18 protein-coding genes are annotated in these 22,064 nt (G+C 69.7%); 8 read left to right on the forward strand and 10 right to left on the reverse strand.

The genetic code is table 11. The features are described from left to right. Window positions 1-2: 2 nt before the first annotated feature. Both RB150_06395 and RB150_06400 read right to left on the reverse strand, forming a co-directional pair. A complete protein-coding gene (locus RB150_06395; protein MDQ7820162.1) occupies window positions 3-1,607 on the reverse strand; it encodes an ABC transporter substrate-binding protein in 1,605 nt (534 codons plus the stop codon). Between the two features lie 330 nt (window positions 1,608-1,937). Further along, complete coding sequence (locus tag RB150_06400; GenBank protein MDQ7820163.1) at window positions 1,938-3,059, reverse strand: hypothetical protein; 1,122 nt, start codon at window positions 3,057-3,059, stop codon at window positions 1,938-1,940. 172 nt (window positions 3,060-3,231) lie between these two features. Between RB150_06400 and RB150_06405 the strand changes: the two genes are divergently transcribed. Then, complete coding sequence (locus tag RB150_06405) at window positions 3,232-5,112, forward strand: endonuclease/exonuclease/phosphatase family protein (GenBank protein MDQ7820164.1); 1,881 nt, start codon at window positions 3,232-3,234, stop codon at window positions 5,110-5,112. A 299-nt stretch (window positions 5,113-5,411) separates the two neighbouring features. Beyond that, the gene (locus RB150_06410) at window positions 5,412-6,311 is read left to right on the forward strand and encodes a phosphatase PAP2 family protein (GenBank protein ID MDQ7820165.1); all 900 of its coding nucleotides are present in this window, start codon (window positions 5,412-5,414) and stop codon (window positions 6,309-6,311) included. Between the two features lie 25 nt (window positions 6,312-6,336). Here RB150_06410 and RB150_06415 read toward each other — a convergent pair whose 3' ends face one another. The 3 genes from RB150_06415 to RB150_06425 form a co-directional block, all read right to left on the reverse strand. Then, entirely contained in the window at window positions 6,337-7,887 is a 1,551-nt protein-coding gene (locus RB150_06415; protein ID MDQ7820166.1) for an exonuclease, read from the reverse strand. Between the two features lie 82 nt (window positions 7,888-7,969). Beyond that, on the reverse strand, window positions 7,970-8,944 hold the full coding sequence (locus tag RB150_06420) for an NAD-dependent epimerase/dehydratase family protein (GenBank protein ID MDQ7820167.1): 975 nt from the start codon (window positions 8,942-8,944) through the stop codon (window positions 7,970-7,972). Between the two features lie 61 nt (window positions 8,945-9,005). Continuing rightward, window positions 9,006-9,698, reverse strand: coding sequence for an RraA family protein (locus RB150_06425; GenBank protein ID MDQ7820168.1), 693 nt, complete (start codon window positions 9,696-9,698; stop codon window positions 9,006-9,008). A gap of 200 nt (window positions 9,699-9,898) precedes the next feature. On the opposite strand from RB150_06425, the gene RB150_06430 reads away from it, so the two are divergent. After that, on the forward strand, window positions 9,899-11,005 hold the full coding sequence (locus RB150_06430) for a polymer-forming cytoskeletal protein (protein ID MDQ7820169.1): 1,107 nt from the start codon (window positions 9,899-9,901) through the stop codon (window positions 11,003-11,005). Window positions 11,006-11,562: 557 nt separating this feature from the next. On the opposite strand, the gene RB150_06435 is transcribed toward RB150_06430, so the two are convergent. The 5 genes from RB150_06435 to RB150_06455 form a co-directional block, all read right to left on the reverse strand. Then, window positions 11,563-11,967 (reverse strand): hypothetical protein, encoded by a 405-nt coding sequence (locus RB150_06435; GenBank protein ID MDQ7820170.1) that lies wholly within the window; start codon window positions 11,965-11,967, stop codon window positions 11,563-11,565. Between the two features lie 92 nt (window positions 11,968-12,059). After that, complete coding sequence (locus RB150_06440) at window positions 12,060-14,966, reverse strand: FAD-linked oxidase C-terminal domain-containing protein (protein MDQ7820171.1); 2,907 nt, start codon at window positions 14,964-14,966, stop codon at window positions 12,060-12,062. Between the two features lie 90 nt (window positions 14,967-15,056). Beyond that, a complete protein-coding gene (locus tag RB150_06445) occupies window positions 15,057-15,989 on the reverse strand; it encodes an acetamidase/formamidase family protein (protein ID MDQ7820172.1) in 933 nt (310 codons plus the stop codon). A gap of 95 nt (window positions 15,990-16,084) precedes the next feature. Then, a complete protein-coding gene (locus RB150_06450; GenBank protein MDQ7820173.1) occupies window positions 16,085-16,354 on the reverse strand; it encodes an OsmC family protein in 270 nt (89 codons plus the stop codon). Further along, the gene (locus RB150_06455) at window positions 16,355-16,549 is read right to left on the reverse strand and encodes a hypothetical protein (GenBank protein ID MDQ7820174.1); all 195 of its coding nucleotides are present in this window, start codon (window positions 16,547-16,549) and stop codon (window positions 16,355-16,357) included. 148 nt (window positions 16,550-16,697) lie between these two features. Between RB150_06455 and RB150_06460 the strand changes: the two genes are divergently transcribed. The 5 genes from RB150_06460 to RB150_06480 all read left to right on the forward strand — a co-directional run bounded on the left by RB150_06460 (window position 16,698) and on the right by RB150_06480 (window position 22,039). After that, complete coding sequence (locus RB150_06460) at window positions 16,698-17,555, forward strand: fused MFS/spermidine synthase (protein ID MDQ7820175.1); 858 nt, start codon at window positions 16,698-16,700, stop codon at window positions 17,553-17,555. A 314-nt stretch (window positions 17,556-17,869) separates the two neighbouring features. Then, window positions 17,870-18,589, forward strand: coding sequence for a GntR family transcriptional regulator (locus RB150_06465; GenBank protein ID MDQ7820176.1), 720 nt, complete (start codon window positions 17,870-17,872; stop codon window positions 18,587-18,589). After that, the gene (locus tag RB150_06470; protein ID MDQ7820177.1) at window positions 18,586-19,536 is read left to right on the forward strand and encodes a translation initiation factor eIF-2B; all 951 of its coding nucleotides are present in this window, start codon (window positions 18,586-18,588) and stop codon (window positions 19,534-19,536) included. Before RB150_06465 ends, RB150_06470 begins: the two co-directional genes overlap by 4 nt. After that, on the forward strand, window positions 19,530-20,570 hold the full coding sequence (locus tag RB150_06475; GenBank protein MDQ7820178.1) for an ADP-ribosylglycohydrolase family protein: 1,041 nt from the start codon (window positions 19,530-19,532) through the stop codon (window positions 20,568-20,570). The genes RB150_06470 and RB150_06475 overlap by 7 nt, the downstream gene beginning before the upstream one ends. A 221-nt stretch (window positions 20,571-20,791) precedes the next feature. After that, a complete protein-coding gene (locus tag RB150_06480) occupies window positions 20,792-22,039 on the forward strand; it encodes an extracellular solute-binding protein (GenBank protein MDQ7820179.1) in 1,248 nt (415 codons plus the stop codon). The last annotated feature ends 25 nt before the right edge of the window (window positions 22,040-22,064 follow it).

Consider the following 22,064-nt stretch of genomic DNA (forward strand, 5'->3'; position numbering starts at 1 on the left):
CCCTAGCGCCGGGGGGGATCGACGAAGGACAGCTTCGTCAGAATCCCCTGGCCCTTCTGGAACACCCACCGGTCGAAGGCGGCGGGGCGGTACGCCATGATCACGTCCGGATAGAAGAGGACGTGCACAGGCAGATCCCGGGCGATCAGGCGTTGCATCTGCGCCACCAGGGCCTTCTGCCGGTCGGGATCCACCGTGACCAGCAGCTCCTCGCCCAGCCGGTCCAGTTCAGGGTTCTTGTACCCCCCGATGTTGATCGTCCCGATCCGGCAGTCGGAGTGGAAGAGGTCCACCAGGGCCGTGGGCCGGGTCATCACCGGGGCCGACCAGCCGAACATGGCCAGATCGAACCGCCGCCCCTTGCACACGTCGAACTCGGGCCAGACCTGATCGATCACCGAGGCATCGTCGGCCACACGCACATCCACGGCGATGCCGATGTCCTTCAGCCAGGTGCGCACCAGCTCCGCGCCGCGGATGCGGATGGGGTTCTCGGCCTGGGCCAGCAGGGTAAAGCGCAGGGGCGTCCCCTGGGGGGTTTCCCGGACGCCGTCGTTGTTCCGGTCCCGGTAGCCGGCTTCGTTGAGCAACGCCACCGCCCGGGCCTTGCTGGGCTCGAACGTCAGCCCCGGCGCGTAGAAGGGCGACGCCGGGTGGATGTAGCCGGGAGAACCGACCACCGCGTAGCCCAGCATCAACAGGCGGACCATCAGGGAGGTGTTGATGGCGTTGGCGATGGCCCGCCGCAGGCGGACGTCACCCAGCACCGGGTGCTCCACGTTGAACTGCAACAGGGTGGAGGCATAGCCCGGGCCGCGGACGACCTTAAGCCCTGGCTGCCGCTCGAACTGGACGACCAATTCGGGGGTGAGGGTCCGCACGTTGGCGTCGATCTCGCCGGCCTGCAGGGCGGTGAAGGAGACGGTGGCGTCGCGCACGATGGGCAGGACCAGCTCCCGGACCTTGACGGGCCCGGCGAAGTACTGGGGGGTGGCCACCAGCCGGTAGAACTGACCCGCCCGGACTTCCTCCACCCGGAACGGCCCGCTACCCACCGTGTTGGTGAACGCCCGTGCCGCCGCCACCGTGGTGACCGGCTCCCAGATGTGCCGGGGCAGGATGGGCACATCCGCCAGGGTGCGCAGCCGGAATCCGGCGTCGGGGGTCTTCAACCGGAAGACCACCGTCTGAGGGGTCGGCGCCTCGACGGCCTCCAGGTTGCGGGTCGCGGGCGTCCAGCGCGAGTGGGGGACCTTCTGCACGTACTCGAATGTGAACTTGACATCGTCGGAGGTCAGCGGACGGCCGTCGTGCCAGCGGATGTTGGGGTGCAGGGTGAGCGTCCAGGTGCGTCCATCGGGCGACACCCGTACGTCCCGGGCCAGCCAGGGGATGGGCTCGTTGTTCGCGTCGGGGTAAAACAGCGGGTCGTACACCAGCGTCATGAGGTTCCACCCCGGGTACCCGCTCTGGTAGGTGTAGGGGTTCAGATACCCTTCGTCCCTGGTGATCGCGATGCGCACCGTTCCGGTCTGCGCCAGACCCGCCCCCACCGCCGTCGTCAGCGCGGTGGCCAGGATGGCGGCCGCGCTCAGCACACGCTTCATGCACTGCCCTCCTTTTCCGCTTGCCCGATCCGCCCGAGCACTCCCCTACAGGGCGCACACCTTTCGCTGCGCGCCGTGACCAACGCTCCGGATGCCTGGGATTGCAGCGGGGACACGCGGAAATTTTGTGGCTAGGTTCGATCCGTCCTCGCGCCGTTCCTCCGCCGCCGGCGGCGGTCGTCCGGGTAATCGCATTGGATGAGGTACGCTAGAATTTCTCCGGGCAGAACGTACCGACCGCCGGCCGAACCGCGTCAGCCGGGAGCGCCGAGGGGTCGGGGTCCGCGCGCTTCTCCTCCGGGGCGAGAAGTTGGAGACTCTATCTCAAGCTCAGGGCCGACGGGCGACGTCGAGCAGGACAATGCGGTGAGTGGCCTCCCGCCCGGCGAACACCACCATCGTCGCGACCAGGCGGTCGCCCTCCCGGTTCCAGGCGGCGTCGGCGACGATCGTGCGGCCCCCCGCGTACTCGGGGGCGGTGGGCTCGTTGAAGTACGTCAGACGCCGCTGCCTCCCGTCGTCCCGGTCCATCAGCCAGTAGTCCGTGCGCAGCGTCCGGCCGTACTGGGAGAACTCCCGTGGCGGGATGGGGTACCCGCGGTTGGTCATCCACACGAGGGTGCGGCCGTCGGGGGAGAGCTGGGCATGCTCGTCCCACTCCCCCGGCGTGTTGGTCAGGTTGGTCAGGCGCCCGGTGGCGATATCCATGGTCCAGATATCCAGGTCAAAGGGGTGTCCCCGACCGATGCTGACCGAAAAGATGATGGTGCCACCGTCCGGGGTAAACCCGTGGCTTTCATAGAAGGTCTCGGCGTCCCCGCGGGGCCGCAGCGTCCGCTCGCCAGACAGGCGCGCACCACGGCCGTCGATAACCAGCTCCGCCAGCTTGAGGGCCCACACCTTGCGCCTCCCCTCCTGCACCCGCGCCGCCCACAGGACCCGGCGGCCGTCGGGCGAGATGTGGGCGTGCAGGCTCGCCTCGCCGGCACGCACGCGGGTCAGCTGCCAGGCGCGCCGGCCGTCGCGGGTGATCAGCCAGAGGTTATTGTTCAGGCCCGCTCCGCCTTGAGTGAGGTGCGCCTCCAGGCGCTCTCCGACGGGCAGATCCAGGCTCGGGTCCTGGGACTGGAATAGGATGTACTCGCCTCCGGGGTGCCACGCGGGAAGGTCGTTGTGCTTCTGAGGGACCTGCGGGTGGCCGCAGGTGAGGCAGACCCGCTCCGAACCGTCCGGACGCAGGAGCCAGATGTCGGCGTAGCCGTCGGACCCGAAGATGCCGGCGGCGATCCACCCGTGGGCGTGCGACCAGTCCACCCGTCCGCCCACGCGGTCCACGAGCACGGTGACCGCCCGCAGCTCCCGGGAGCCCGGCGGGTAGGCGGCCGCCTGCACCGCAGCCCACACCGTCACGGCGAGGATCCCTCCCGCGACGACGATGGCTCGCCGGGCCACTCGCCTGCCCCCTTTCTGCGGGGAATGTGCCCGGGGCAGGGGTCGGGCAGTCCGCGGCCCCCTACCCGTACCCTCTCTCCGCGGGGAAGAGGCATGCTCCGTCTACGGATCGTGCCTCTGCGCGTCCACGGGTCCGCAGGAGTCGAGGCGGGGACAGGGAAGGTGTGTGTCAATGCGCTCCGCCCTGCGGTGGGTGGATCTCTTCGCCGCCGCCCTCACGGCCTGGACCGGCATTCACGCCCTGCGTGCGTTCCTGTCCATGATCGTCTGGAACATCGGCCAGGATCGTGCGCCCACCCAGCTGGGGGCCATCGCACTGGGGTTCTGGACCGTGGGGTTGATGGCCTGGCCGGTCGCGCGCCGGCTGGGGGGCCGCCGGCCGGAGGTCCGCTTCGCGCTGATCTTCGGGATGCTGTATGCGCTGAACCAGTCTGTCGCCCATCCCTCCCTCACCCCGGCGCTGAGTGTGGCGGCGTGGGTCGCCTGGCTGTGGCTGTTTCCGTCGGTCGTCGCCGCGCTGGGTGGGCGCGGCACCGCCTCCGCGGTCCTGCCGGGTCTGTTGCTGGGGGTGGCGGCCCAGGTGGCGGTGCAGGCCGCGTTGCAGGGACTGGACCTGCCGGTCCTGCGGGGCCCCACGGCGGGGGGGGTGGCCTTGCTGCTGGCCGCGGCGCTGTACGGCAGTGTCCTCCCGCTGACCCCGGCCTCCGGCACGGAGAACCTGCCGGGGTGGGGCCTCGCAGCCCTGGGGCCCTATCTGGTCCTGCAGCTGACCCTCCTGGCGAATCCGGGGTGGGTGGCCGTTCTGGCAGGGTGGGACATGCTCCGGACGGCCACACTCATCCTCCTGGGCCTGGTGGCGGCCTGCGTGGCCGCAGCCTGGGATGCGCCGGCGTCCATCCGCGCGGTGGCGGCGGTCGCTGCGGTTGCGGCCCTCCTGCGGCCGGGCTGGCTGGCCGGGCCAGGGGTGTGGCTGGTCCCTGCGGTCCAGATGCTGCTGGTCATCTCGCTGGCGGGGGCGCTGGCGTCCCGGCCGACCGGCTCGGGCCCATCGGCTCGGCGTGCGAGTCACGGTACGGCCTCCGTGTACGGGTGGACGGCCGTGGCGGCCGTCCTGATCTTTGCGCTGTTGTTTTCCTTCTACTCCCACTACACGTGGCCACAGCTGTGGGCGGTCATGGCGGCAGTGGCCGTGGTCCCGACCTTCCTGCGCACGCGTGGTGCCGCGGTGGGCGCGCTGCGGGCGGCGGCTGCGGGAGGTGTTGTCGGAACCCTCGGTCTGATCGTCTGCGCGGCGGGGATCGCGCAGGCCCGCGCCGCGGGAGACCTGGCGGCTAGGGACCGCCCGGCGCCGCCCATTCTCAGCGTGGCCACCTACAACATCCACCAGGCGTTCACCTACCGGGGGGTGCCGGACCCCGAGGGCATCGCCCGGGTCATCGAAAGCCTGGACGCCGACCTGGTGGGCCTGCAGGAGGTCGGACGCGGCTGGAACGTCAACGGCGGCCCGGACCTGGTGGCGTGGCTGCGCTGGCGGTTGCCCCAGTACCGGGTGGTGTACGCGCCCATGCTGGGAGATCTGGTGGGCCATGTCATCCTCAGCCGCTACCCGATCTCGGACTACGGGTGGAGAGCCTACCCGCGGCGGACCAGCCCGCTGGCCTACGGCCTGACGTGGGTGGTGGTGCCGACGGCTGCCGGCGACCTGCTGTTTGTCACCACGCACTTCTCGCCCTATGCGGCCTACGCAGCAGACCGAGAAGCCCAGGCCGCCGACCTGCTGACGTTCTGGCAGGGACGGCCACGCGCGGTGATCGCCGGGGACTTCAACGCCACGCCGTCGGAGGCCACCATCCGGCGCCTGCTGGACGCGGGACTGCGCGAGCTGACCGTTCCCCACGGCCTGGGAGAGGCCTTCACCTTCGCGTCGGGCCGGCCCTACGAGCGCATCGACTACCTCTTTGCCAGCTCCGACGTGACGTCGGTGTCCGCGTCCATCCCCCAGACCACGGCCTCGGACCACCTCCCGGTGGTCGCGCAGGTGCGGCTGCGGTAGGAGGGATCCGGGGATAGCGAGGACGGAGGAGCGGTCTCGCCAGCGTCCCCCAAACGTGCGACCCTCACCTCTGCGATCCCTCCGGCGCGAAACGATGGACAGGGGTCTGACCCCAAAATTTCGGCGCGTCGAGCCGTCGGGTGGCGTGGCTGCCTCTGCCAGGACCTCACCCGGAGGGGAGAGGGAATGTGGGAGAACAGAGAAGGTGCGAAGAAGGCGTGATCCGCCATGGGTCTGAGTCACCCCAGAACCTCGAGGGTCTGACCCGGTGAACGGAAGAGGCGAAAGGGTGGCGGCGCATGGAGGCCATCTGGCAGTGGGGGCTGGCCGTGATCGTGTGGCTGCAACAGTACCGGTCGCCGGTGCTGGATGCGGCGATGCGGGGATTCACCTTCATAGGCGACGAGGAGTTCTACCTGGCCCTGCTGCCTTTCCTGGCCTGGTGCGTGGACTTCGGAATGGGCATGCGCGTCGGCGCGATTTTCCTGCTGTCGGTGATGGTCAACAGTGTCCTCAAGGACGCGCTGATGCAGCCGCGGCCGCCTGATCTCAAGCCCTCCGTGAAGCTGGTGGAGGCGGATGGATACGGCCTGCCCAGCGGCCACGCCCAGGCGGCGGCGGCCGTGTGGGGCACGCTGGGAGCGTGGGCCCGGACGAGGTGGGCGTGGGGGCTGGCCGCCACCATGGCGGTGCTGGTGGGCGTGTCGCGGGTCTATCTGGGCGTGCACTTCCCCACCGACGTGCTGGCCGGGTGGACGCTCGGGTCCCTCCTGGCCGCCGCCGTGCCGGCCGTTCTCCCCGCGATCCTGCCGCCGGTCCGCCGGATGGGGCCGCTGGGGCAGGTGACCGCTGCGGTGGTGCTGCCGGCGGTGGCGGCGGGGCTTCACCCGACACACGATTCGGTGGCCGCGGCGGGCGCGCTCGCGGGTCTGGGGGCGGGTCTTTCTCTGATGCGGAGATCCGCGGCCTTCAGCGCCCGAGGACCGTGGGGGCAGCGCATGCTGCGGTATGCCGTCGGCGCGACCGTGGCACTGGGCATCTACTTCGGCCTGCGCACCGTCCTGCCGGGCGAGCCCTCTCCCACCTTCTTCATCTTCCGCTTCCTCCGGTATGGCCTTGTGGGGCTGTGGGTGTCCTTCGGCGGGCCGTGGGTGTTCGGGAAAGTGGGGCTGGCCGGGCGAGGGGGGGCGACCCACTAGCTCCTGCCCGCACTCCCTCCCCGGGTCACAGGGCGAGGGGCATGCCGATCTGCGGCAGGCGGACCGGCGGGTGACCCCCCAGCAGGTGGGCGAACAGATCGGGCCGGGTGGTGTGCACCGGGATCACCTGGGCGGGGGCGATCTCCCGGACGAGGTCCACAAGCTCCGGCCCGCTGATGTGACCCGACGAGTGGTACGGCGACGGCGCGTCTCCCACCCCCAGCGGGCGCAGGTGAAACCGATCCAACCAGTTCCGCAGGCGGCCGAGTTCGAACAGCTGCTCCTCGTTATGGGGCTCGCTGGCCGAATAGATCCACACCCCACCGGACGGATCGATGTCGATCAACTCGGTAACCTCGAAAAAGGAGAAGCACAGGATGAACTCGCCCGGCCGCGCACCCACATCGGCGGCGGTTACCTGGGCGGGAAACCACTCGCGCACGAGTTCCACCCACCGATCGGGCCGCAGCAGGCGGCGGCGATAGACGACCAGGGCGGGCTCACTGGCCGGGGTGGGAATGGCCGGGTCCACGGCGCGCATCGCCCACAGGAGATAGGCGTCCTTGTCGGTGATCGCCAGGCGCCGCCCGGTGTGGCGGGCGATGTCCAAGAACGCCAGCAGTCGCTCCACGTTGCGGGGCCCGAAGTCGGCGACCACCAGCTCGCCGGAGGCTCCCTCCACCGCGGCCAGGGCGGCCTCGAACGCCTCCTGCTCGCTGGCACCGGGGCCGCGGTCGATGTTGGTCCCTTCGCAAACCAGCGCCACCGGCTGCAGGGCCCGGGCCTCCTGGACAAAGGCGTCGGTCACAGTTCGGAGGCGGCCGTGGCGGCGCAGGTCGCCGGTGTACACCACCCATCCGGCCGACGTCTGCACAGCGCACGCGGCGGCGCCGTAGATGGAGTGGTCCACCGGGAACACGCGCACCGGCATGCCGCCGGCGTCGGCGGCGGGCTCCAGCCGCTGGGGTGGGAAGTACCGGCCCCGGTCGGCGGCCGGAGAGAGGTTCCAGAAGTCGTAGGGGTCTGGCGGGACGGCGTCGGCCACCCGGTACGGACGGCGGACATAGGCGAAATCCTTGGGCGGGGCCGTCCCGATGGTGCCCTCGTCGTCGGCGATTCGCGGCACCGCGTAGGCCATCTCGCCCTCAAACTGGTGGGCGGCGGCATCCTGGATGGCCTTGACCAGATAGGCGGTCATGGCGGTGCAGATGATGGGGATGGCGGGGTCCAGAAACGAGATGTATCCGCAGTGGTCCACGTGGGCGTGGGACAGCAGGACGGCGGCCGCCGACAGCTCGCGGTAATGGGCAAAGCGCCGCGCCCGCTCCCACACGCGGCCCGCGGGATCCACCATGTCGGAGCGGTAGATCCCGCGCAGAGGAGGCAACAGGCCCATGTGGACCAGGTCCACCAGGCCCGCCCGGGAACGGGGCTGCAGGAACTCCTCAAAATAGCGGGCGCGGGTATCAAACGGTGTGCCGAAGTCCAGAAAGACACCCCTGCCGCCGTCTTCCACGAAGATCTTGTTGCCCCCGATGGCGGCGGCGCCGTCGTAGACGGTCACGGTGGCGGGCATCTGCTCACCTGATGAGTTCCGCGGCCGCGGACAGGGAGCCTTCCTTCGCCGTCCGCGTGGCGCCGATATCGGGGGGCGGAACCTAGCCGTGGCGGTCCTTCCACCGGCGCGCCAGGGCCCGTTCGTCGCCGCGGCGCTCGTAGCCCGCAGACGCGGGGAGATCGGCGCCCAGGTGCCAGCGGACTGTCTCGTCCAGCCACCGCGCCAGGGGCGTGGGACGGAAGCCCAGCTCGCTGCGAATGCGGGTGGTGTCCAGGACGAACCGGTGAGTGAACGGTGGGCGGTACCACGGGGCCTCCCGCCTCAGGACGTCTTCCGGGACCGCGACAACGGGATCGGGAACTCCGCACACTCCGGCGGCCAGCCGGACGAACTCCTCCAGGGCCACGATTTCGTCGGAGGCGACGTTGTAGGTCCGGCCGAAGGCCACGGGGTTGCCGGCGGCCAGCGCCAGGGCGGCGGCCACATCCCGACTGTAGGCCTGGCGCCAGATGGGCACCGGATAGCGGAGGGGAACCAGCACGGGCCCGCCATCGGCGATCCGCTGGTACCAGAACCAGCCCCGCAGGGTGGGGTCCCGCGGCCCTTGTACGATGGGCGGCCGGATGACGGTGAACGGGACGACCCGCTGATCCTGCAGGGCCTGCTCGCACTCCCGCTTGCCCTCGGCGTAGGCGCCGTCTCCCCGCCGGGAGAGGTCGGCGGCCTCTTCGGGGAGAGGACGAAATGCTTCGGGAGGCTCCAGATCGGGATACACGGCCCCGCTGCTGGTAAGCACATAGTGGCCGGCGCCCTCGCCCAAGGCCTCGAGCACGGCCTCCACGTCGCGGCGCTCGAACGCGATGTTGTCCATGACCACGTCGAACCGCCGCCCCCGCAGGGAGGCGGCCACAGCCCCGCGGTCCCGGCGGTCGCCACGGATGTGCTGCACCTGCTCCCAGAACGGGGGACGTCGCTGGCCGCGGCTGAAGACCGTAACGCGGTCGCCCCGGTCGAGCAATCGCTCCACCAGATCCCAGCCGAAGAACTGGGTACCCCCGATGATCAGGATGTCCATCGCGCCCCTCGCGGAACCGGCGCCGGCCGGCGGCCAATCCGGCCAGGACAGCGACGGATCGTCAGAAGGCGTCCGGCCGGACGGCGCGGTAGACTGCCTTCAGGCGCTCGAGGGAGAACTCCGGCGACCGGCAGGCTTCGATGATCCGCTGCTCTTCGGCGGCCAGGCGCCGGGCCGCCTCGGGAACCAGCGCAGCCAGCTCCGCGGGAATCACCACCACCCCGTGCTGGTCGCCGTGCAGCAGGTCGCCGGGCTGGATCCACACGCCGCCCACCTTCACCGGCACCCCGAAGTCCACCAGGTGCACGTTGGCGTGGGAGACACAAACGTGGGCGGCACACAGCTGAAACCCCCGCGCGCGTACTTCGTCCAGGTCGCGCACGGCCCCGTCGGTTACCACGCCCACGCATCCCAAAGCCTGGTGGATGGTGGCCTGGACCTCCCCCCAGAACGCCCCCTGGCCCTGCGGACGGTCCAGGTCGTGCATGACGACCACCCTCGGCGCCGGCAGGCTCGACAGATAGTCCCACCAGGCGAAGGTGCTGATCCGGCGGTCGGGCGCGGCCGGGCGCTCCGCCCGGATGAGGGCGGTTACCGCATAGCCCACCACCGGACCCAGATCGGCGAACAGCGCCCGGATCCCGGGGGCCAGGTAGCCCGACTCCCGGGGACGGATGCGGAACGTTTCGACGGCATTGGCCACCGTGGGACTGGACAGCGCCCGCAGGGCGTCGATCTGGTCGGCAGACAACATGGGGGACCTCCTGCGCGATGGCGTCGGCAGAAAACCTTTGGACGCGGGCACCGCCGACTCCTGGAACGATTCCAGGCAGCCGGGAGACGCGGGAAGGCGCGGGCGCAAGCCGCAGCGTCAGTCAGAACCGGGCAGGCTCGCGGGGAGCTCGACGGGAACCATCCTCTGGAGTCGTGCGAGCCTGGGGAGGCGGTCTGATCGTGAAGGGCATGGGCGTGGCGGCGGCGCTGGTGCTGGCGCTGGCCGCACCGGTTGAAGCGTTTGTCGTGCAGACCGGCGATGTGGTGACCATCTCAACCAGCCTGGCCGACGACCTCTACGCCGCCGGCACGGCGGTGTCGGTCACCGGCACCGTGGATGGAGACGTGGTGGCGGCGGGACAGAGGGTGGAGGTCATCGGCCGTGTGACCGGCGGAGTGCTGGCCGCGGCCCGGGAGGTCCGCCTGGACGGGCAGGTGGGCCGCGCCGTGCGGGCGGTAGCTCAGACCATGTCTTTGACCGGGACGGTGGGCGCCGACGCTGTAGTGGCCGCGGCGACGGTGACCGTGACGGAGGGGACGAGGGTCGGGCGGGACCTGGTGGTCGCGGGTGAAGACATCCAGGTGGCCGGAGAGGTGAGCCGCTACCTGCGGGCGGCGGGGGGGACCGTCGTCGTCGCCGGCCGGGTCGGCAAGGGCCTGCGGGTGGACGCCCGGCGCCTGACGATCATGCCCACCGCCGTGATCGGCGGCGACGTGCGCTATTCGGCGGACGCGGAGGCCGACATCAGACCCGGGGCGCGGATCAGCGGCTCGGTTCAGCGCGTTCCTCCCCCACCTCGCCGCCCGGTCCGGGTGCTGGGCCTGCCGGTTTGCCAGGCCCTGCGCGTGTGGGAGGGGCTGGGACTGCTGGTCCTGGGACTGGTGGCGGCGGTCGTCGCCCCGCAGGCGGTGCGAGACGGCGGGCGGGCGGCGATGCACAGGCTTCCGGCCAACCTGGCCGCGGGGGTGGCGCTGCTGGTCGTGATCCCCGTCCTCGCGATCGCGCTGGCCGTCTCCATCGTGGGGATCCCCCTGGCAGCCATCCTGGTCCTGCTGCTGGCGGCGGTCGCGTATGGAGCGCAGCCGGTGGTCGCTGCGGGCGTGGGGCAGGTGGTGCTGGCCCTGTTGCGGCGGACCCGGCCGCCGGCGCTGCCCCTGGCCGTGCTGCTGGGTACGGTGATCCTCACCGCGCTTTACGCCCTTCCCTACGGGTGGATCGTCCGCCTCACCGTGGCTGCGACTGGCGCAGGGACGGTGGGACTGGCGGCGTGGCGGGCGCGACGCTGACGGGGCCGACCGCGGAGCCGAGTCCGACCGCTCGCGCGCCTCCCGTCGCGGATTCCCTCCATCTTGTGACTTGCGTGAGATGGCGCCGGATTGATTTGTTTGTAGGGTTGGCTACCTCATCGGGTGACTGTCACCGGTGCACGGCACAGTGAGCGCTCGCCCGGTCGACTTGCGGTCGGGCCGTCATGTCACCCGTTGTAGCGTCCCCTATACGTGTGACTTGCCCGATGCCCCCAGGGATGGTTTCTTAGCAGTTCCCTGACCCCGGAGAGTGACTGTCACCGTGTTGTCGCATTCGAAGACCGAGCAGGCCCCCACTCCAGGATGGCCGTCACGTCGCCTCTTTGCGGGGTCCCCTCTTTCTGCGACTTGCCCTGGGCGAGCAAGAATAGTGTGTCAGGTGACTGTCACCTGTCACCTCACTGGCTCGAAGCGGTTGCGCCCCCTCGCCCGCACGGGAAGAGGGAATGCTGTGACGCCCTCTCCGCGGGCGCGGAGAAACCTGCGCCGGCAGGCTGAGCCTGGCACCGAGGGAGAGGGAAAAGCGGTGCCAGGACTCAGGGGCGGCCGCGGGCGCGCTCGCGGGCATCTGCGGCGCGCTCCAGACCCTCCGTCGAGCGTCCCTCGGACATCACGGCCGCGACGGCCTTACCCAGTTCGCCGGGGTGGATGCCCAGCGCGCGGGCGATCTCGCCGAAGCCGAGACCTCCGTCCCGCATGGTGAGGATCTGGTCCACGCTGCGGCCCGACAGGACCGCCAGGTGGAGCACGATGATGATCTCGCCCCAGCCCATCCCGGCAGTGCGCATTTTCTGAACGAGGCCTTCAAGGTCGTCAAACGCCGTCCCGTAAACTGCGTTGATGCGCTGCAGGATCAGGGTCTCTCCGGGGTTCTGAGGGAAAGCCGGCGTCGCCGTCGCCAGCGCCACCACGATGGCCGCCGCGCACGCCACCATGCGCATCGAGACCACCTCCCGCGCGTGATATCTGACAACCCCGACAACCCAAATACCAGAACGCGCTGTGGCTCGCAAGCGGTTCCACGCGGACCGCCTCAACACTGCACCCCCAGCGCGTCGGCCAGCAGTTCCACCAGGTGCACGGCCCGCCGGCCGGCCCCGTGGGCGATCTGCTGACGGCAGGACACGCCCATGGCCACCACCGGGACCTCAGGCGGCAGAGCGCGCACCGCCGGCAGCAGGCGGCGTTCGCCGATCGCCAGGGACAGCTCGTAGTGCTCCCGCTCAAAGCCGAAGGAACCGGCCATGCCGCAGCAGCCGGAGTCCACCTCCTCCACCTGGAATCCGGCGGCGCGCAGCACCTCTCGCGCCGGCCGGGTCCCCACCAGCGCCTTCTGGTGACAGTGGCCGTGCAGCAGGATCTTGCCCGGCGCGAGCCCGTTGGATTCTGCCGCGGATCCAGGCCACCCGTGCGCCTGAATGTGACCATGGAGGAACTCGTCTATCAGGACCGCGCGGCGCGCCACCGGGGCCGCCTGCTCCCCCGGGACCAGGTCGGGAATCTCGTCGCGGAACGTCAGCAGGCAGGAGGGCTCGCATCCGACGATGGGCACGCCCTCCGCCGCGTACGGCGCCAGACGGCGCAGATTCTCCCGGGCCCGGGCGCGGGCCGCCTCCAGCAGGCCCTTGCTGATCATCGGCCGCCCGCAGCAGGTCACCTCCGGCACCTCCACCCGGTACCCCAGGCGCTCGAGTATGCCCACGGCGGCGCGACCGACCTCCGGGTAGTGATAGCGCATGAACGTATCGGCGAACAGGACCACCCGGGGCCGGTCGGCCACGGCGGTTGTGCGCCGCGCGTTCCGTCGCCACCAGGCGTCAAACGTCGGCCGGGCAAACGGCGGCAGCGGCCGGCGACGGTCAATACCCCCCAGCCGATCCAGAAGCCATCGCGTGGGCGCGGCCTGCACGACCCACGTGGACGCCGGCGCGGCCTTCGCCCCCAGCCGGCTCAGATGGTGGATGTGGGCGAACAGCCGGGCCCGCAGCGGGATCCCGTGGACCCGGTAGTGGTGGGCCAGAACCTCGGCTTTGAGGCGGGCCATGTCCACGGTGGCCGGGCACTCGGCCCGACACCCCTTGCACTCCAGGCACAGGTCCAGTGCCTCGTACAGCGCCCGACCGGTGAGCTCTGCCGGGGGCAGCAGTCCCGACAGGATCGCCCGCAGCAGGTTGGCCCGGCCGCGGGTGGAGTGCATCTCCTCCCGGGTGACCATGAACGACGGGCACATGGTACCCGCGTCCAGCTTGCGGCACGCGCCCACGCCACTGCACATCTCCACGGCCCGGGCGAACCCGCCGTCCCGGCTCCAGTCAAACGTGGTGGGCACCTCCCGCGTGCGGTACCCGGGTCCATAGCGCAGATTCTCGGTCATGGGCGGGGCGTCCACGATCTTGCCGGGGTTGAGCAGGCCGTGGGGGTCGAAGGCGCGCTTGATGCGCCGGAAGACGCCATAGACCACCGGGCCGTAGTACCGCTCCAAGAACCACGAGCGCACGAGACCGTCCCCGTGCTCACCCGAAAACGCCCCGCCGAACTCCAGGACGAGCTCGCCCACCTCCTCGGCGATGGCGCGCATGGTGGCAATCTCCCGGGCGTCCTTCAGGCTCACGTAGGGTCGCACGTGCAGGCAGCCCACGCTGGCGTGGGCGTAGATCGCCGCCCGCACTCCGTGGCGTTCCAGGATCCCCATCACGCGGCGGATGTACGGCGCCAGGCGTTCCGGCGGGACCGCCGTGTCCTCGACGAAGGTGATGGGCTTGCTGTCGCCGCGGATACCCTGCAGCAACCCCTGGCCCGCCTTGCGCACCTGCCAGATGTTGTCCTGGGCGGCGGGGTCCTCCGCCCGCACCACCGCGTAGGCTCCCCGCACCCCCGCCAGCGCCGCCTCCAGGGCACTCAGGCGGTCCCGGACCTCATCGGGGTGGTCGCCGGAAAACTCCACCACCAGCAGCGCCGCCGGGTCGCCGCGGACAAAGGTCATGCGCCGGGCGTATTCCAGCTGCGCCCGGGTCATCTCCAGGACCTGGCGGTCGATCAGTTCCACCGCCGACGGGCGAAGGGGCAGGATGGCCGGTACCGCCTCCAGGGCCGCCAGCAGGTCGTCGAAGTGCACCACCGCCACCGCGGCGCAGGGCGGCCGGGGCACCAGGCGCACGGTGGCTTCGGCAACCACCCCCAGGGTGCCCTCGGACCCGACCAGCAGGCGCGAGAGGTTGAACGGGCGCTCCAGCAGCTCCGGCAGGTTGTAGCCCGCGACCCGCCGCAGCAACCGCGGATAGCGCCGGGCGATCTCCTCCCGGTGCGCATCCACCTCGTCCAGCACGACCCGATACAGTTCCCCTCCGCGGGTGCGCTCCTCCCGCCGGGCCCGCAGCGCGGCGTCATCCAGGGGGCCGGTGGCCAGCTCGGCGCCGTCCCACAGCAGCACCCGGAGAGCGACCACGTGGTCCACCATCTTGCCGTAGACCACCGAGCGCATCCCCGCCGAGTTGTTGCCGATCATTCCCCCCAGGGTGGCCCGGTTGCTGGTGGCGGTATCCGGGCCCAGGCGCAGGCCGTAGGCGGCCGCAGCCGCGTTGAGGGCGTCCTGCACGACACCGGGCTGTACCCGCGCCAGGCGCGCCGACGGATCGATCTCCAGGATGCGGTCCATCCACCGGGAGCAGTCGATCACCACCGCCCGCCCGATGGCCTGGCCCGCCAGGCTGGTGCCCGCGCCCCGGGGGAGGACAGGCACGCCCTCCTCCGCGCACAGGCGCAGGGTAGTCGCCACGTCGTCGGCGTCGCGGGGAATCACCACCCCCAGCGGCAGGACCTGGTAGATGCTGGCGTCGGTGCTGTACAGGACGCGGGTGACCTGGTCGAAACGCACCTCGCCCCGGACGGCGCGGGCCAGGTGGCGGGCCAGGCGCTGGAGACGGTCGGCGTCCTCGGTCACCGCACGAGACCCCTCACACCCTCGCCCCGAGCCGGGGCGTCGCTGGCGCCGACGACGGCCTGGGAAGGGACCACCGCTCGGGCATCGGTCCTATGCAAACAGGGCCTGCGGGAGGTAGGCTGTGACGATCCAGTTGGGCTTGTCCACCACCTCGCTGATCTTCAGGTCCACGGCCACGCTGCACAAGACGTAGGCGTCTTCCGGCGTCAGGTGGTGCGTCCGGGTCAGGTAGCCGATCATGTGGCGGACGGCCTTACGGGCGGCCTCCATCAGGTCCGGCGAGATGCCGGTGGTGGCATAGTAGCCCCGCTCGTCGTACCTGCGGGTCAGGGGGCCCGGGGTCATGAACTGCGGTTCCGGAACGGAGACGTTGGGGCGGGCCCACAGGCGTACCGCGACATGCATGGGGGCCTCAATGCCCGTCACGCAGACCTCGCCGTCGCCCTGGGCGGCGTGGCAGTCCCCGCAGGAGAACAGCGCTCCCTCCACCTGGACCGGCAGCAGCAGCCGCGTCCCCCGGGTCAGGTGGCGGATGTCCATGTTGCCGCCGAACTTCCCCGGCGGCATCACCGGGTGCTCTCCGGGCTCGGCCGGCGCGACGCCCATGGTGCCGCAGAAGGGATCCAGAGGGATGCGGATCTTCTCGTGCAGGGTGGTGTGGTCGCCGGCCGACAGGTCCCAGATGCGCAGATACGGCTTGGTGAACTCCTCCTCCAGCAGGCCGAAGCCGGGGATGATGCCGGTCCAGCCCCAGCCCTTGGGGTGCAGGTCCAGGATCTCCACCTCCAGCGTGTCGCCGGGTCGGGCGCCTTTGACAAACACCGGCCCGCCCAGGGGGTAGATCCGACTCCAGTCCAGCCGCGTCAGGTCGTCGGCGGTGGACTGGGGGGTGATCTGGTTGTCGGTGACCTCGCGCAGATCAAAGACCACCGTGTCGCCGGAAGACACCTCCAGCGCGGGAGGCAGGCGGTTGTTCCACGCGTAGTGCACCTTGTCCGAGGGCAGGAAATGAGTTCGGCCCATGGCGCTCACCTCCACCGTGCGGATTCACCCCGGAGATCGCAGGTCCACTTCGGCGGGGCCGGACCGGTCCCTCCGTCGGGCCTGCTGGTCCAGACCTACTCCTCCGTCACCTCCCAGGCGTGCTCGATGGCGACGCAGCCCCGCAGCGTCTGGGCCACCGGGCAGCCGCGCTCGAACACCGGCAGGATGCGCTCCACCTGTTCGCGCTGGCCGGCTGGAATCTTGAGATGGTACCTCACCCGGATGCGGGTCACTTTGAGCACGCCCTCGGGGGCTTCCACGGTCCCTTCGGCCTCGGTCCACAGCCTGTCGGGGTAGCTGGGTATCCCGCGCGCCTCCAGCGCGCCGGCCAGGGTGCCGGTCAGTCAGCCGGCGGCGGCGGCCACCAGGTAGTCCAGCGTCGAGGGCAGGGGCTCGTCGGGAGAGATCTTGTAGAAGGACGCCACCTCCGAGTGGACGCCGAAGACGATAGGCTGGTCAAAGGGCGCCACGTAGGCGCGCCGGCGGGGGCGCCTGTCCTGGTAGACCCTGACACGGGCGGTGTAGACCGGCTCGGCCATCGGACACCTCCGAGCGGGTTCCTTATAGAATGGGCGTGTGAGAGCCCTGCGGGAACGGATCCCCCTCTGGGTATTCGCCGCCGCGGTCGCTGGTCTTTCTGCGTCCTCCCCCGCGCCGGCCGCGATCCCCGGCGTCGGCGGGTTCCGGGTGATCTTTCAGACGGACAGCGTCTACCACCACATCGTGGTGGCCGAGGACAACGTCGCCCGCTACCTGCGGTTTGACCGGTCCTTCCAGAGCGGCATGTACCTGGCCGACCCCTTCGACAGCCCGTTTCTGTACTCCGCCTACGCCCACCTGGGGCTGATCTTCCAGCCCCACCCCCGGCGGGTGCTGGTGGTGGGTCTGGGCGGCGGGTCGATCCAGAAGCGTTTCTGGCGGGATTATCCCGAGCTGACCGTGGAGACCGCCGAGCTGGACCCCCTGGTGGTGATGGTGGCGCGGCGGTTCTTCGCCGTTCCCGACGATCCCCGCCTGCCGGTCGCAGTGCAGGACGGCCGCCAGTTCCTGCTGCGCACGACTCGCCGCTACGACATGATCATCCTGGATGCCTACTTTGCCGACTCGATTCCCTTCCACCTGACCACGGTGGAGTTCATGCGGCTGGTCCGGTCGCGCCTGGCGCCGGGCGGGGTGGCAGTGTCCAACATCATCGGGGCCCTGGAGGGTCCCCGCAGTGCCTTGTTCAGGGCCATGTACAGGACCCAGGGCCAGGTCTTCCCCGGGCTGTATCCGTTTCCCACCGCATTCCGGCCGTATCTGGACGCCGATGTCATCCGCAACATCCTGCTGGTGGCCACCGCCGAAGCCGGACTGAGCCGGGAGCAGATCCTCGCCCGTGCCCGCCAGGTGGCCCCGCGGGTCACCTACCGCGACTTTCTGCGCTATGCGGCCGACTACTACGATGCGCCCGTCGCCACCGGCGACGTCCCCTTGCTGACCGACGACTACGCGCCGGTGGACACGCTGCTGCCGGTCTGGCAGTGGACCCCGCCCCGGCGGTGAGACCCCTCGACTGGCTCCTGGGTTTGGCCCTCGATCCTGTCGGATCAATCTGCTACATCGGCCGGTCCCGACGTCGTTAATCATCAATCACCATAGGACAACCCTCGGCCTCGTCCCCTCGGGCAGACCGTTTTCCCCTCCGGCCTGCGGAGGAATCTCCTCTTCCTAGGCAGAAATCCAAAAAATCAAACCCGTCATGTGGGCATGATGTCATGTCCCCTCCCACGGAACGCGGGGTCTTGACGCCTTTTACCGGGCTATCGGCAACACCCCTGCGGTCGTCCCGGCCCGCGCCCGTCCCCAAATATTTCCTCGTGCGGACCGACCTGGAACGCCAGATCGGCGAAGGCCGGATCCCTCCGGGCACGTTCCTGCCTCCAGAACGGGTCCTTCTCCGCCACTATGGCGTCAGCCGCACCACGCTTCACGAAGCCCTGCGCCCCCTGCTGCTGGAGGGCACGTTGGTCTCGGTGCGCGGCAAGGGCATCATGGTGGCCCAGGCGGCCATCCGGCAGGCGGGAGATGTCCTGATGAGTTTCACAGATATGCTGCGCTCCCAGGGGCTGCAGCCTGGCATGGCCGCCGTGCGTGTCGCCATGGGACGACCTTCCCGGGAGGTGAGTGCGGCCCTTCGCCTGCCCCCCGGATCCCGGGTGGCTCGGATCGAGCGCGTGCGGACCGCCAACTCTCAGCCGGTGAACTTCAGTGTCTCGTATCTTCCGGCTCAGGCCGTTCCCGGGCTGTCGGCGCCCATGGTACAGGCAGCGGGGTCGCTGTATCTGCTGCTCCAAACCCGGTACGGGATCCGCATCGGCGCGGCTCAGGACGAGATGTGGGCCCGCCGGGCCAGCCGGCGAGAGGCGGAACTTTTGGGCATTCGCGAAGGAGATCCGGTCCTGATCCTGCGGAGGGTGTGCCTGCTGCACGACGGACGCCCGGTGGAATATGCGCTGTCGGTGATACGGTCCGACATCTACCGATACGTGGTGAAACTGACTCCTCCGCGACCGCCAGGCGTAGGAGCGAGACCATGAGCTCCACCGGCTTTTCGGAACTCCTTCGACAGCTACGGGCCGGCGAAGTGAGCGGAGGTAGCGCCATCGGGCGGGCGGCGGCCCAGGTGCTGGCCCTGTCGGTGGCGGAGTACACCGGGTCGGACTACGACGAGATGCGCCGCCGCCTCCGCGATACGGCGCGCGAGCTCCTCCTGCTCATGCCCGTCATGGCCACCGTCGCCAATGCCGTCCGGGCTGCCGAGGGGCTGCTGGAAGCCAAGATCGCGTCCCACGCGCCGGCGGAGGAAATCCGGGCAGCGCTGTCCGCATGGGCCCACGATACCGTACGCCGCTCGGAGGTCAACCTGGAGCGCCTAGCCGAGGCCGGGGCTCATCTGCTCGCCGATGGTGTGACGCTCGTGACCCACAGCCGGAGCGACTCAGTGATCCGCATCCTGCGCGCCGCCTGCCGCCAGCGGAAGACCCTCACCATCATCGCCACCGAATCCCGGCCGCTGCGGGAAGGCCGCCGGGTGCTGGAAGAGGCTGCCCGCCTGGGTTTTCGCGGTGAGCTCATCCCGGACGCAGCCGTCGGAGCGCGCATCAGAGAGGCGCACCTGGCGCTTGTTGGTGCCGACGCGATCCTCCCCTCGGGTGCGTTCCTGAACAAGACGGGGACTTTCCTGCTGGCGCTGGCGGCGCGGCACTTCGGTATCCCGCTGTATGTGGCTGCCGAAACGGCCAAGCTCGACCTCCGCGCGGTCCAGGGCCACCCGCCCGACGTCGGTAGCAGGCCTCCGGAAGAGCTGACGGAGGGATGGGTACCTCCGGACGGCATCACGGTCTGGAATCGGTTCTTTGAGGTTACGCCGGCACCGTTGGTCGAGGCCTACATCACCGAACGGGGGGTTGTGCCGGCGGGCGGCATCGGCTTGTGGGCCCAGCGTCTGCTGGAAAGCCACCCTGCGGAGGGAGTCAGGTGGTGACCGACCTGCACGACCGCATTCTCGGAAGCCTGGCAGCTGGCGTTATCGGCGACGCCATGGGGGCGGCCACCGAGCAGCGCAGCTACGAGGAAATCATCTCCCTCTTTGGCGGGCCGGTGCGGGAGTTCGTCCCCCCGCCCCCCGACAGCCCGTTTGCCGGAGGGCGCGACGCCGGCCAAATCACAGACGACTCAGGCCAGATGCTGGCCATGGCGGAGGCCCTGATTGCGACCGGCGGGCGGCTGACCGTGAACGCGGTGGCACAGCATCTTCTGCGATGGGCTGACGACCCCGAGGTCTTCCGACGGTTCGCGGGCCCCACCACTCGGGCGGCCATCGAGGAACTGCGACGGGGCACAGACCCCCGAGTGGTGGGGCGCCAGGGGAAGCTCACCAGCATGGGCACGTCCAACGGCGCGGCCATGCGGGTGGCACCGGCTGGGCTCGTCCACCCGGGGGACCTGGAGGGTGCCATCCGAGATGCCGTGACCATGTGTCTACCCTCCCACGCCACCCAGCTTGCCATGTCCGGTGCCTGTGCTGTGGCTGCGGGCGTGGCACGGGCTTTAACTCTGGACGCGGACGTCTACGCGGTGGTTCAGGCAGCATTCCACGGCGCCCTCCGGGGTGAAGAGATCGGCCGCCGGGAGGGCCGTGTGGTCGCCGGTCCATCCGTGTACCGGCGGATGGAGCTGGCCGTGGGGCTGGCGGTGCGACACCGAAGCGTGCTGGATGCCATCCGGGACATCCACGCCTACGTGGGTAGCGGCCTGCACATCGCGGAGGCCGTACCCGCCGCTATCGGCATTTTCGTGGCGGCCTGCGGCGACCCGCTGGAGGCGATCGTGGGCGGCGTCAACATCGGCGACGACACAGACACGGTGGCCATCATCGCGGGGAGTCTGGCGGGCGCCCTGCGGGGCACCCGTGCTATCCCCGGGCGCCTGATCGAGCAGGTCGAGCGCGCCAACCAGCTCAACCTGGACCGGGTGGCTGCGGCGCTGACGGCCATCGCCCGGGGCGGGAGCGCCTGAGGGCGACCGCCTGCTGAAGGGGGGTGAGGAACACACCGGGACGCATGTCGGCGGGATCCGACTCCAGACAGAGGAGGAGGATACAGAGCATGTGGGCACGGGTGTGGGCAGGACTCAGTGTTCTGCTCGTAATGGTTGTTGTGGCCGCCTCGCTCTTCAGCGGGATGCCTCGGCCGGCCCAGGCGTCGTCGCCGGCCCCCGCACCGGCACCGCAGGCGCAGGTGGCCCAGGCACGGCCAAAAGTCATCCTGAAGTTTCTCACGATCACGGACGATGCTCAGATCAACGCCTGGAAGGAGATCCTGGCCGAGTTCCAAAAGATCGACGGCGGCAAGTGGTCCTACGTGGACATCGCGTTTGAATCGGTTCCCTTCCAGGACCTGTTCCCCAAAATTGAGAGCGCGGTGGCGGCCGGAGCCGAGATGGACCTGGTGCAGTCCGACGGCCCCGACATGAAACACTACGCCTTCTACCGCAGCCTGCTCCCGCTGGGAAAGTACTTCACCGAGCAGGAGAAGAAGCAGTGGCTGCCCCAGTCGGTGGAGGAGGGAAGCTATCGGGGTGAGCTCTACGGTCCTCCCATGATGCAGTCCTGCTCTCTCATGATGTACAACAGGGAAATGACCGACGCGGCGGGGATCAAACCTCCGGACACCCTGGGAAAGAGCTGGACCATGGCCGAAGCCCTCAAGGCCTGGCAGAAGACCACCATCCGCCCCTCCGGCTCCAGTGTGCCCACGGTGTGGGGTCTGCGGTGGGGCCAGGGAACGTGGGTCGGCGACTACGAGCACGGCCTGTTCCGCCGGTCCAACGGCCGCAAGGGCAGCCCCACCTACGAAGGCGTCGGCCCCGACGGAATCACCTTCGTCGGCTACCTCGACACCCCGGAGGCCATCCAGGCCATGCAATTCTACCAGGACCTCCACAGGAGATACCGGGTGACGCCCATCGAACCGATTCCGCAGATCTTCGAGACCAAGAAGGCGGCCTTCATGGTCACTCCCGACAACCGGATCGGCGAACTGAACCGGCTTTACGGGGAGGGGAAATTCCCCTGGGGGGTGACCGGGATTCCCTACTTCAAGACACAGATCTGCCATACGGGGAGCTGGCACTACGGAATTTCACCAAACACCAAGCACTTTGACGAGGCCCTGGCCTTCGTGAAGTTCGCCAGCAGTGACGCCGGAGCACGCATCTGGTACAAGCACGTCCGCCAGTTGCCGGCCAACATCTCCCTGCTCAATACGCTGCCCGAGTACCGCCCCGGCGGGAAGCAGTACATGTGGGTCGAAGCAATGAACAAGATTGGCGTCCCGCGCATTCAGACCCCCGCGTACACCGAGTACCAGCAGGTGTTCGCCGAAATGACCCTCAACATCATCGCCGGAGCCAACGTGGCAGAGCAAATGAAGGCAGCAGCCAGGCGCGCACAGCAGCTGGCAGCCAAGTACAAAGGGTGGAAGTAAGCCTGCGGGCCCGGGGCTGCCTTTC

It is taken from the genome of Armatimonadota bacterium (genome assembly GCA_031081675.1).
Lineage (GTDB): Bacteria > Sysuimicrobiota > Sysuimicrobiia > Sysuimicrobiales > Kaftiobacteriaceae > Calidihabitans > Calidihabitans tengchongensis.

Coding starts and splice junctions, on each gene's coding strand:
- RB150_06405 (MDQ7820164.1), top strand. CDS start 3,232: ATGCGCTCCGCCCTGCGGTGGGTGGATCTCTTCGCCGCCGCCCTCACG.
- RB150_06395 (MDQ7820162.1), bottom strand. CDS start 1,607: ATGAAGCGTGTGCTGAGCGCGGCCGCCATCCTGGCCACCGCGCTGACG.
- RB150_06455 (MDQ7820174.1), bottom strand. CDS start 16,549: ATGGCCGAGCCGGTCTACACCGCCCGTGTCAGGGTCTACCAGGACAGG.
- RB150_06470 (MDQ7820177.1), top strand. CDS start 18,586: ATGAGCTCCACCGGCTTTTCGGAACTCCTTCGACAGCTACGGGCCGGC.
- RB150_06425 (MDQ7820168.1), bottom strand. CDS start 9,698: ATGTTGTCTGCCGACCAGATCGACGCCCTGCGGGCGCTGTCCAGTCCC.
- RB150_06420 (MDQ7820167.1), bottom strand. CDS start 8,944: ATGGACATCCTGATCATCGGGGGTACCCAGTTCTTCGGCTGGGATCTG.
- RB150_06435 (MDQ7820170.1), bottom strand. CDS start 11,967: ATGCGCATGGTGGCGTGCGCGGCGGCCATCGTGGTGGCGCTGGCGACG.
- RB150_06415 (MDQ7820166.1), bottom strand. CDS start 7,887: ATGCCCGCCACCGTGACCGTCTACGACGGCGCCGCCGCCATCGGGGGC.
- RB150_06410 (MDQ7820165.1), top strand. CDS start 5,412: ATGGAGGCCATCTGGCAGTGGGGGCTGGCCGTGATCGTGTGGCTGCAA.
- RB150_06445 (MDQ7820172.1), bottom strand. CDS start 15,989: ATGGGCCGAACTCATTTCCTGCCCTCGGACAAGGTGCACTACGCGTGG.